9 protein-coding genes are annotated in these 12,049 nt (G+C 42.5%); 6 read left to right on the forward strand and 3 right to left on the reverse strand.

The annotated features are described in order from the left end of the window. The first annotated feature begins 63 nt into the window (after nt 1-63). The gene (locus AC1DO4_RS01200) at nt 64-768 is read left to right on the forward strand and encodes an SDR family NAD(P)-dependent oxidoreductase (protein ID WP_477412183.1); all 705 of its coding nucleotides are present in this window, start codon (nt 64-66) and stop codon (nt 766-768) included. A 61-nt stretch (nt 769-829) separates the two neighbouring features. Continuing rightward, complete coding sequence (locus AC1DO4_RS01205) at nt 830-2,272, forward strand: PAS domain S-box protein (protein ID WP_477412185.1); 1,443 nt, start codon at nt 830-832, stop codon at nt 2,270-2,272. A gap of 540 nt (nt 2,273-2,812) precedes the next feature. Here the strand turns inward: AC1DO4_RS01205 and AC1DO4_RS01210 are convergent. Then, a complete protein-coding gene (locus tag AC1DO4_RS01210) occupies nt 2,813-3,151 on the reverse strand; it encodes a single-stranded DNA-binding protein (protein WP_477412187.1) in 339 nt (112 codons plus the stop codon). A gap of 150 nt (nt 3,152-3,301) precedes the next feature. Here AC1DO4_RS01210 and AC1DO4_RS01215 point away from each other — a divergent pair, with 150 nt between their 5' ends. The 4 genes from AC1DO4_RS01215 (at nt 3,302) to AC1DO4_RS01230 (ending at nt 8,461) form a co-directional block, all read left to right on the forward strand. Then, complete coding sequence (locus AC1DO4_RS01215) at nt 3,302-3,661, forward strand: hypothetical protein (RefSeq protein WP_477412189.1); 360 nt, start codon at nt 3,302-3,304, stop codon at nt 3,659-3,661. A gap of 903 nt (nt 3,662-4,564) precedes the next feature. Then, nucleotides 4,565-6,094, forward strand: coding sequence for a glutamine-hydrolyzing GMP synthase (gene guaA, locus AC1DO4_RS01220; protein ID WP_477412192.1), 1,530 nt, complete (start codon nt 4,565-4,567; stop codon nt 6,092-6,094). Continuing rightward, entirely contained in the window at nt 6,051-7,295 is a 1,245-nt protein-coding gene (locus AC1DO4_RS01225) for an ABC transporter substrate-binding protein (RefSeq protein WP_477412194.1), read from the forward strand. Before guaA ends, AC1DO4_RS01225 begins: the two co-directional genes overlap by 44 nt. Then, nucleotides 7,292-8,461: an RsmB/NOP family class I SAM-dependent RNA methyltransferase gene (locus AC1DO4_RS01230; RefSeq protein WP_477412196.1), complete on the forward strand. Its 1,170-nt coding sequence runs from the start codon at nt 7,292-7,294 to the stop codon at nt 8,459-8,461. The genes AC1DO4_RS01225 and AC1DO4_RS01230 overlap by 4 nt, the downstream gene beginning before the upstream one ends. Nucleotides 8,462-8,937: 476 nt before the next feature. Here AC1DO4_RS01230 and AC1DO4_RS01235 read toward each other — a convergent pair whose 3' ends face one another. Beyond that, on the reverse strand, nt 8,938-9,507 hold the full coding sequence (locus tag AC1DO4_RS01235) for a MarC family protein (RefSeq protein ID WP_477412198.1): 570 nt from the start codon (nt 9,505-9,507) through the stop codon (nt 8,938-8,940). A 137-nt stretch (nt 9,508-9,644) separates the two neighbouring features. Continuing rightward, nucleotides 9,645-11,123: an amino acid permease gene (locus AC1DO4_RS01240; protein WP_477412200.1), complete on the reverse strand. Its 1,479-nt coding sequence runs from the start codon at nt 11,121-11,123 to the stop codon at nt 9,645-9,647. Nucleotides 11,124-12,049 lie beyond the last annotated feature (926 nt).

A 12,049-nucleotide genomic window follows, 5' to 3' on the forward strand; every position in this document is an offset into this window, starting at 1 on the left:
GGTTCTGAAATAATTAAGTAACTATCATAAAATCATTCCCCCTTTTAGGGGGTTAGGGGGCACATGAATATCATAATAACAGGCGCCAGCAGCGGCGTAGGATTTGAGGCTGTAATTGAACTTATACTATCCGGAAACCATAAGGTTATAGCGCTTGCACGCTCGCAGGATAAACTGGAACGCTTGCTGGAGATTGCCCACGGCCTTAACCCCGATTGCCAGTTATACGCCCTTACCTTTGATATTGTACATGATGATTACGAAGGCTTAAAACAATTTATCGAGGTTAACTTTGATAACCAGGTTGATGTTTTAATAAATAATGCAGGGGTGCTTATAAATAAACCATTTATGCAATTACTTGAAACCGATTTTGTAGAAATGCTGCAAAGTAACTTTATAGGTCATGTACGCATTATACAAGCCCTTTTATCATTAATACCTGCCGGAGGGCACATACTCAATATTGGCAGTATGGGCGGTTACCAGGGTAGTGCAAAGTTTCCGGGTTTATCTGCATATTCGGCCAGCAAGTCGGCTTTGCATACATTAACTGAATGCCTGGCGCAGGAACTTGCCGATCAGGATATAAAAGTAAACTGCCTGGCACTGGGATCGGCACAAACCGAAATGCTGGAAAAGGCTTTTCCGGGCTATCAATCTCCGGTATTAGCGTTTGAAATGGGTAAGTATATAGCCGACTTTGCGCTTACAGGTCATAAATTTTTTAACGGTAAAATTTTGCCAGTTGCAGTAAGTACGCCATAAAATATTATTTTATTATAAATATTTTATAACTTACACAAAGAAAACAGCGTAATAACCTCATATGGATAATAGATTCACATCCCTATTTACTCGTTCAAAAGATGTATTTTTTGTGATGGATATGAATGGTGTGATTTTGCATTCAAACCCTTCATTTCAAAGTTTATTTAACTATAATGAGGCCGAACTGACGGGCGTTAATATTGCCGAAATATGCCACCCGGAGGATGAAAAAAGCAGGGAAGAATCACAAGGCAGCCTGCTGTTAAGTAAGAAACCGGTTGATTATCAAAGCAGGGTTAAGGCAAAAGGTGGCGGCTATTACAATGTTTCCTGGTCGGCTATTTTAAATGATGATAACCTTATCTATTCAACAGGTACTCCCCGGATAAACGCGCCTGTTATTTCTGAGCCGCCGGGTAATGATATAGTGCAGCATACCATCCAAAACCTGAACGAGGGTTTTATTGTGCTTGATACCGACTGGAATATAATAGCTTTTAACCCGGCTTTTCAGGCCATGACCAGTTTAAACGCCGAAGAAATTAAACAATCGGGTTTTATTAATATAAAAAGCCTCGGCATAATACCAGAGGTTATCAGCGAATGTCAACGATCACTAAACGATAATACCCCTGTACAGGTTCAGTATTTAAATACATACTTAAACTCCTGGCTCCGCATTAATATATATCCTTATGATAATCAACTTGCGTTATTTATAAGAGATATTACCGAAATAAAAATACAGGAATGGGTGTTGGGATTGGAGAAAAGGGTATTGGAGTTAAATGCAGCTACACAACATACCCTTGCCCAAACAACCGGCGAATTACTTAGGGGGATCGAAGCAATATTCCCCGATATGATTTGCTCGGTTTTGGAAGTTGATGACGCGCAGCAAAAGCTGTATACCCTTGCTGCACCGCGGCTGCCAAAAGCTTATAGCGATCAGTTGGAAGGCCTTCCGGTTGGCCCGGGTGTGGGCTCATGCGGCAATGCGGTATATCATCGGGAGCAAACTATTGTAAGCGATGTAGAAAATGATCCCCTTTGGGTCGACTATGCCGATATGATAAAACCATTTGGTTTAAAAGCTTGCTGGTCTACACCGGTAATAAGTTCAAATGGTGCAAAGGTTTTAGCTGTGTTTGGTATTTATTATACCACCGTGCGCGAACCAGACAATGACGAACTACACCTGATAGGGCGAACGGTAAACATTTTGCGGGTTTTAATCGAAAGCAAAAAAAACGAGCAGGATATTAAAGAGCAAAACAACAGGCTTCAGTCAATTGCTGCTATAAGCTCCCATGAACTACGACGCCCGGTTGCCACCATTTTGGGCCTGGTAAATTTGTTCGACAAGTTTAACACGTCGAACCCGCTGAACAGCGAAATAATTGACTACTTATATATTACCACCAAAGAGCTTGATAAAGTTATTCATGATATTATTGAAAAAACTTTATACGTAAAAGCGAGCGAAAAGCAAGCTTCATAAAGGCAACTCTTTTATCATCCTGAACGATAGTTAAGGACCTACTCACCGCCATGCTTCTTCGCCCTGTACAATGTGCGAATAGGAGATCCTTCGTTCCTCAGAGCTGTCTAAAAATAGATAAACCGACCGTTACCAGGCGCGAAGCAATGCCAAGCTATGCAGATCGGATTTGCAAAGCTTCTCTGTAAGGCGGGGATTGCCTGGTTCCTTATAATGACGTGGTTGCAAGTTGTTGATTATCAATGCTATTTTTTTGAATTTTCCAATGTAGAGATGCATAATTGCGTCTCCTGCGTGCAAATCACTCATGCAAATCTCAGCAATCCTGAATGTCCTGCGGGAGACGCAATTATGCGTCTCTACAACAACCCCATTTGCAACCATGTCATTACTTTTTTTCCAGCCACGCTGGTGGGGACTCGACGCGTGGATAGGTTGACAAGGAATTTACAACTCCTCCATTGGCGATACCGCGAAGCGATCTTCTACCGAACCAACTATCCAGCGCGAACCTTTTGGTTGTTCACAGGTCTTTGCTCTTCAGCCTTTTGCGCCAACCTTTAAAAATTCATTTACTACTATTTCAGATACGTAGCGTTTCACTCCTTCCTTATCGGTATAGCTGCGGTTGGCCAGTTTGCCTTCAATGGCTACTTCATCACCCTTTTTTAAAAAATCTTCGGCAAGCTTGGCCTGTGTGCCCCACAAAACCAGGTTATGCCATGTGGTATCGGTTATCTTTTCACCTTTGTCATTTTTATAGCTCTCGTTGGTGGCTATGGAGATCCGCGCCATTTTTTTGTTGCTGTCAAAAACTTTTACTTCCGGGTCCATACCTAAGTTGCCTACAAGGCGTACACTGTTTCTTAATGAGTTCATCGTTTTATTTTTTAATGTTTGATATGTGTTTTGATAACGATACAAAGGTGCAGCTACCCCGAAAACTTAACCGGATAATAACCGTTTATAGTCGATAGTTTCCGTTTGTAAGCGTTTGCAAATGGATAAGTAATCGTGTATCTTTATATCATGAACCAGGAAAGAAACTGTTTGGATTGTGGTTTGCCCCTACATGGCCGGGCCGATAAAAAGTTTTGTAACGACCTATGCCGCAATAATTACAACAACCAGCTTAACAGCAACAGCTATAACCTGGTGCGCAATATCAACAACATCCTGCGCCGCAACCGCCGTGTACTGGAAGAGTTAAACCCAACCGGCAAAACAAAAACCAGCCGCAAAAAAATGGCAGCAAAAGGATTCGATTTTGACCACATCACCAGTATCTATCAAACCAAAACGGGTTCCACTTATATGTTTTGCTACGAATATGGGTACTTGTTATTGGACGGGGATGAGGTGTTGCTGGTTAAAAGGGAGGAAAGTTGATGTGCAGGTAGTTAGTATCATGTAGTTAGTATCAAGTATCAAGATTTTTTGATGTGCAGATGATTTTGTCTGAACCGGAATTTGTCGGATTAGTGGAATTTTTTGAATTAAATTCTGATAATTCTTTAATTCTGAAAATTCCGATTCAGACAATGTGTTAGGGATTGAAACGGATACCGGCCAATGTGGTTAAGGCCTGTGCAGTATGAGTGTAAAGCCCGCCCGCCAGTCGGCGGGAACACCGTGGAAAAAAGTAACAAGTAGTTAGTATCAGGTAGCAAGATTTGCTATTTTCGCCCTGTACAGTTAAGAGATTGCATCGTGTCTTATAATGATGGTCTATTTGTTTATTAGGAATCAAAAGCTTTCGTTTCCCTAAAGCGTCAGCAGAACAGCTTCGGACGAAAACGGACAAAACAATGTGGGGTTGTGCGGCTGCAGGGCATAGGAAGTTTTTGCATGTGTGGGATATGCGGGCAAGGGCAAAATAATTCCAGCCCAGGTTTTGCCCGTTTTGCAGGGAAGGCCCTGAGCGCAAAGAAGCATTTCTGCTGACTTGAATTTTTTGGTCCTTTTTGTTTCAAGACAAAAAGGACTAGGCCCTCCCGCGGCCATGAGCGGGACGATGTTATTGGTTACCACAAAGTGTAAAGTTAGCACCCAAATAGTGGCTCTGTACAGTTTGGGATTGCTTCGTGCCTCGCAATGACGGTGGTTGAGGTGTTATGTTAACACGAAAAATCCAGCCTTTTGAAGCTGCTCTGTACAGTTTGGGATTGCTTCGTACCTCGCAATGACGGTGAGTTGTGGTTTCTGGTTCAGGCAAACTCCCAAATCAAAACGTTCCATCCAAAATCTCAAATCTCATATCTCACATCTCACATCTAATTTTTATCTTTGCCCATGCAAGAAAAAATCCTCATTCTTGACTTTGGCTCGCAATTCACCCAACTTATAGCGCGCCGTGTCAGGGAGCTCAATATTTACTGTGAGATCCACCCCTTTAATCATTATCCCGAAATTGACAGCACTGTAAAAGGTATCATCCTTTCCGGCAGTCCTTATTCTGTAAGGCAGGAGGATGCTCCTCATTTTGATTTCGAGCAGTTTCACACTACCCGACCTATATTAGGGGTTTGCTATGGGGCGCAGTATGTGGCGCATTTTCATGGCGGCGAGGTGCTGCCATCAAGCACCCGGGAGTATGGCAGGGCCAATCTTGAATACATTAACAGGGAAAACCCGCTGTTTAAAAATATACCCGAAAGCTCGCAGGTTTGGATGTCTCATGGCGATACCATTGACAGTATCGGCGATAATTTTGAAATTATTGCCAGTACCGATACCGTAAAAGTTGCGGCTTACCAGGTAACCGGCACCCAAACGTACGGCATCCAGTTTCACCCCGAAGTAACACATAGTATCGACGGCAGGCAGCTGCTGGAAAACTTTTTGGTTGATATCTGCGGCTGTCACCAGGATTGGACACCAGATTCGTTCATTGAAACTACCATAGCCGCTTTAAAAGAGAAGTTAGGTGATGATAAGGTAGTGTTAGGGTTATCGGGAGGTGTTGATTCATCGGTTGCGGCGGTATTGCTGCACCATGCCATTGGTACAAACCTGCATTGTATATTTGTTGATAACGGTCTTTTACGCAAGGACGAGTACGAGCAGGTGCTCGACTCCTACAAGCACATGGGCCTTAATATAAAAGGAATTGATGCCAAAAGTCGTTTTTACGATGCACTGGCAGGCTTAAGCGACCCCGAAAAGAAACGGAAGGCTATTGGCCGGGTGTTTATTGAGGTATTTGATGATGCCGCGCACGAGGTTAAAGATGTAAAATGGCTTGGCCAGGGTACTATTTACCCGGATATTATTGAGTCGGTTTCTGTTAAGGGGCCATCGGCTACCATCAAATCGCACCATAACGTTGGCGGACTGCCCGATTTTATGAAACTAAAGGTTGTTGAGCCTTTAAATACCCTGTTTAAAGACGAAGTAAGGCGTGTTGGCAAGGCATTAGGTATCGATCCTAATATTTTAGGCAGGCACCCTTTTCCGGGTCCGGGATTGGCAATCAGGATATTAGGTGATGTAACCCCGCAAAAAATTGCTATATTACAGGAGGCCGATGCGATTTATATCAACAATTTGCGGTCATACGGTGTTTATGATAAGGTTTGGCAGGCCGGCGCAATATTTTTGCCGGTTCAGTCGGTAGGGGTAATGGGCGATGAGCGCACTTATGAGAACGTAATTTGCCTGCGTGCGGTGGAATCGTTGGATGGAATGACAGCCGATTGGTGCCATTTACCTTACGATTTGCTGGCCAAGATCAGTAACGAGATCATTAATAACGTAAAAGGAATTAACCGGGTAGTATATGATATCAGTTCGAAACCACCTGCTACAATTGAGTGGGAATAAATGGTTACTGTTTTTTTTAACGGCGCTGGTACTGTCTGCATGTTCGCCAAAGGTGCGGCCGGTAACCACACCCGTAAAAAAACAAACTGAAACTGAAAAACCAAAGGTTGCCGAAAAGCCACCGGTAAAACCTGGGGCGGCAAAACCATTAACCATAGCCATGATGCTGCCTATGGGGTTGGATCATTTAAGGCCCGGGTCAAAATACACATCATCGGGCCTCACCAAGGCCAATATGAGCGTGGAATATTACCAGGGCTTTAAATTGGCTTTGGATTCGCTAACGGCTGATGGCGCTAATTTTAAACTGCGTTTGTACGACTCAAAGGATGAGGACGCGCAATCGCATAGCCTGGCCCTTAATCCTCTTATCAAAAACAGCGACCTTATTGTTGGCCCGGTTTTTCCCGATGGTATAAAGATATTTGCCACGGGGCTTAATACAAAGTCGCCAATTGTTTCGCCGCTGTCACCGGCATCGCCTGCCACAATTAATAGCGACAATTTGATAACTGTTATGCCACCTTTAGAGTATCATGGCTGGGGTGCCGCGCAGTTTATCAATGATAAGTTAAAGCCTAAAAAAATATTTATTCTGCGTTCGGGATTTAGCCAGGAACAGGACTATGTGAGGGGATTTAAAAATGCAACAGACAGTTTAAGTAAAAAGAAGATAAGGATAATAACCGTTGTTATTTCAAAAGGACAGCTTAGCGGTTTAATTCCCCAGCTTTCAAAAACAGAACAAAATGTGTTTGTGGTAGCCGCTACCGACCAGGCTTTTTTGAACGTTACCCTGCGATCATTAGATACCCTGAACAGGCATTACCCGGTGGTGCTGTTTGGACACCCAAGCTGGCAAAAGTTTGGTTTTTTAAAGGTTGATATTTTGCAGCGCTTAAAAACCCATATTACATCTGCCGACCAGGTTGATTACAAATCAGACGCCAGTATGGAGTTTATAAGGGTATACCACAGGCTTTACCATGTTGAGCCTACCGATTATGCCATAAAGGGATTTGATGAAGGGATGTATTTTGGCAAACAACTGATTGATAACAATTTTGCATCACTTGATAAGGCCGGTTTTACGGGCCTGCACAATAACTTCCGCTTTATAAAAAAACCGGGATTGGGTTGGGTAAACACCCATGTAAATGTATTAATGTATAGTAACTTTGAGTTAAAACAGGTAGAATGAAGGCAATAAACCAGCTTAAAACGTTTCAGCGCATAATAGGTGAATACCCGGTTGATACGCCCTTAAGTAAATTTTTACCCGGTTTTTACAGGCAAAACAAACAAATGGGCTCTACCGACAGGCGGGTAGCCAGCCGTTTAATATATAATTATTTCCGCATAGGGCGGGCCTTGCCCAACCTGGCTACCGACGAACGGCTTATTGTAGCCGAGTTTTTATGCCATACCCAAACTAACTCGTTCCTTCAAAATTTTAAGCCTGATTGGGCCGCTTGCGTAAGTTTTAATGTGGATGATAAGCTTGCCCTTGTAAAAACAGCTTACCCGGCTTTTAAGCTTGAGGATGTGTTCCCCTGGATAGATCAGGTATCGGCAGGCATTGATAAGGATGCCTTTTTAAAATCGTTTTTTTGCCAGCCCGATCTATTTATCCGGGTACGCAATGGGTACGACCACCTGGTTAAAGCTCAACTGAACAAGGCCGGAGTTGTATTTAAAGACGAAGGCAACGGCTGTTACGCTTTGCCTAATGGTACAAGGCTTGAAACTATTTTTCCTAAACAAAACTGGTTTGAGGTACAGGATCTTTCATCACAGCAAACAGGCGATTTTTTTAAGCCCCAGCGCTGGGATAGCTGGTGGGATGCCTGCGCGGCTTCGGGCGGTAAATCGCTGCTGCTGCACGAGGATGAGCCCAATATAAAACTGGTAGTATCTGATATCCGCGAATCGGTATTGGCTAACCTCGACGAGCGTTTCCAGCTGGCGGGCTTAACCAAGTACCAAAAAAAGGTGCTCGACCTGACCACCAATATCGATCAAACCCTGCACGATTATGAATTTGACGGGATCATTCTTGATGCCCCCTGCAGCGGCTCGGGCACCTGGGGCCGTACACCCGAGATGATAGCCCAGTTTATGCCTGCAAAAATTGAATTTTTTCAGCGCCTGCAAAAAAGCATCGCCCAAAACGTGGTGAAATATCTTAAGCCCGGCAAACCACTTATTTACATCACCTGCTCGGCCTTTAAAGGCGAGAATGAAGATGTGGTTGATTACCTTGTAAAAGAGCTTGGCCTAAAGCTGGAAGAAAGCAAGGTGCTGAAAGGCTATGAGCATAAGGCCGATACAATGTTTGTGGCGAGGTTGAGCCCCCCGGCCCCCTGAAGGGGGAGTGAAAACCGCGAGGCTTAATACGCTTCAACCGTTGCGAGGTTGTTGGCGGTTTGGACAATGCTTTTTCCTACCGTCATTGCGAGGCACGAAGCAATCCCCGACTTACAGCTACCGTGTGTACACATCTTTTTAATAAGAAAATGTCATTTCGATGGAGCAAGGGGAGGAATGAGCGGGGCGCGAAAGAGAAATCTTGTGCGATATGCTAAGCTGACATGCATAGTTCGCTTGAAAGTCGTACAAGATTTCTCACCCTTGCCCTCCATAGGCCTTCCCTCCAAGGATTCGAAATGACAATCTTACTTTAAGAAACCTGAGGATAAAGATGTGTACACACGGTAGGACTTACAGAGTAGCTTTGCAAATCCGATCTGCATAGTTTGGGATTGCTTCGTGCCTCGCAATGACGGGGGGGATGAAAGCACTTGCAGCCCCATCTGCACATCTGAAATCTGTAATCTGCACATCTACAAATGCGTATTACTCCTGAAAAGTTTTATAGCTATAGCCAATAAAATTATCCCAAACGATTTGCGTAATATACTAAGCCCAACCGGCCCTAACAGTTTCTCGAGCCATTTTACGTTTTTGAGTACCAGGTAAACAACTATGGTGTTGAGTACAATGCCCACAATGATATTTTGAGTTTGATATTGCGATTTTAATGAGAGCAGGGTGGTCATGGTGCCGGCGCCGGCTATAAGGGGGAAGGCGATAGGGACGATTGATGCAGATTGAGGTAATTCTTCCTTAAAAAAATCGACGCCTAATACCATTTCCATGGCGATAATAAATATTACCAACGAGCCTGCTATTGCAAATGATGAAATATCGAGCCCGATAATGGCCAGCAGTTCATCGCCCACAAACAAAAAAACGATCATTAAAATCAATACTGCTATGCTTGCTTTTTCCGATTCGATATGCCCCACACGCTGGCGTACCTGGATAATAACGGGTATAGCGCCCAGGATATCAATAATAGCGAAAAGGATCATCGTAACTGATAATACCTCCCTGAAAATTAGTGGATGCATGGCTTTAGGATTTATTCTTTATTGACTTTAACCGGAAACTGAGCAAAAGTGCAATTAAAGCTCGGGTATTAAAAAAGAAGTTAATAAAAAAGGCACTGATTTTCAGTGCCTTTTTTTAATTGTATTGTTTTGATATCTTATAAATGAGGGTTTACAGGATCCTGTGGTATGCTCACAATGCCTTTCCTGATCAATGAATGTTTTTTACTGTAAGCAAAATAAATTACTAAACCAATTATCATCCATACTGCCAGCCTTATCCAGGTATCAAGAGGAAGTGAAACCATCATTAAAACACATATTATTACACCTAAAATAGGCACAAGCGGAACCCATGGTGTCCTGAATGGACGTGGTGTATTCGGATCTGATTTCCTCATTACCAATACGCCGATACATACCAGCACAAACGCGAACAAGGTGCCGATAGATACCATTTCGCCTACTACCCTTACCGGTACAAACGCAGCAAAAATACTTACAAATACCGCAAATAGTAAATTTGATTTATATGGAGTTTGGAATTTTTTGTGAACTTTTGAAAATGCCTTTGGTATTAAACCATCTTTAGACATGGTGTAAAATATGCGCGATTGGCCCATCAACATCACTAATATTACTGATGAATAACCAGCCAATATAGCAACAATGATAGCTTTTTGCAACCAGGCGTAAGGGGTTTTGGCAATAGCTACCGCAACTGGAGCTGCACTTTCTTTAAACTCCTTGTAATTTGCAACACCTGTCATTACGTGCGAAAACAGCACATACAGTATGGTACATACTACCAACGAACCAATTATCCCTATTGGCATGCCTCGCTTGGGATCTTTGGCTTCCTGCGCTGCGGTTGAAACAGCATCAAAACCAATAAAGGCAAAGAAAACCACACCCGCGCCACGTAATACTCCCGACCAGCCAAACTCGCCAAATTTTCCTGTATTTTGTGGTATGTATGGTGTATGATTAGCCGGATTGATAAAGCCCCAACCAACAGCTATAAATACCAATACCACCGCTACTTTAAGTACAACCAGTAAATTGTTGATAAAAGCGGATTCTCTTGTTCCGCGGATTAACAATAACGATAAACATACTATAATGAAAACAGCAGGCAGGTTCATGATGCCATGCACCACACTACCGTCGGCAAGCGTAATATCTTCCCATGGCGACTTGGTAAACTGCGGGGGAAATTCTATATTGAAAAAATGTAAAAATTTAGTGAGGTATTGCGACCAGCTTATAGAAACTGTTGCTGCTCCTAATGCATACTCCAATACCAAATCCCAGCCAATTATCCAGGCGACAAACTCGCCCATTGTGGCATAAGAGTAAGTATAAGCCGATCCTGCAATAGGTATCATACTTGCAAACTCTGCGTAACATAGGCCTGCAAACGCACACCCAATTGCACCAATTACAAATGAAATGGTAACTGCTGGTCCAGCGTTGTTAGCAGCGGCGAGGCCGGTTAATGAAAATAGTCCTGCACCAATTATTGCACCGATACCCATTGTAACAAGGTTGAAACTACTTAAAGTACGCTTTAATGTAGTTCCGCCTGTTTCTGCGGCTTCTTTTAGTAATAAATCAAGAGGTTTTTTAAATCGCATAATTGTAATTAAATATTCAGTTAAAATTAATAAAATCAGTCATCCCCAAACGTACTTAAATTTATTGAAAAGATAAAGAGCAGAATGTAACAATGGACTTGATTAAATTACCCAAATTATAATTTGAAAATGAAGTATTTAGCTAAAAAGTTGTTTGAAAATGATTTATTAAAAAAATATTTTTATACTTCTAATAAGGCGCATATCCACGCGTCATTGCGAGGTACGAAGCAATCCCCGTCTTACAGCGCAGCTTTGCAAATCCGATCTGCATAGTCGGGATTGCTTTGTGTCTTATAAAGGCGTGTCTGCAAGTTGTTGATTATCAGTGTTATTTTTTAATTTAATCTATGTCATTGCGAGGTACGAAGCAATCGCATGCTATACAGGGTGGACCTGCACAGTTCGCGATTGCCGCTACGCTCGTACATGGTTGTTGGGTTCTAAAATCAACGCGTCATTACTGTTTTTCCAATTTTTTAAATGCCATTAAACTGCTGGTTTTTGATTTATGACTTTTGTGCTTGCTAAATTGAGGCCAAAGTTTGCCGGATTTGAGAGATAGGCGGATGATAAGTTTCTAATTAATATATCACGATATAAATTGATTTTTCTTAAAATAAGTGTACTTATAATGAAGATAGGGACACTATATAGAAATTAATCAACAAAGAAAGCAGGATTACTGTGTATTTAATGCATAGGTTTTGAACGGATTTAAATGGAGAAGTTTTTCACGCAAAGACGCCAAGACGCAAAGAAAAAAAAGCAAATCACTTAGCGTCCTTGCGTCTTTGCGCGAGATAAATTTCGGATATTGGAGTGCAGATCGGCAGCTTGATTTTAATCAGGAGTTAATTTTTTGGCTTATAATGTTGATTATCAGTTTGATAAGTGTTCCGGTCTTTGTTGATTTTTAAAAAGCT

This window comes from Mucilaginibacter sp. P5_A6 (genome assembly GCF_056400585.1).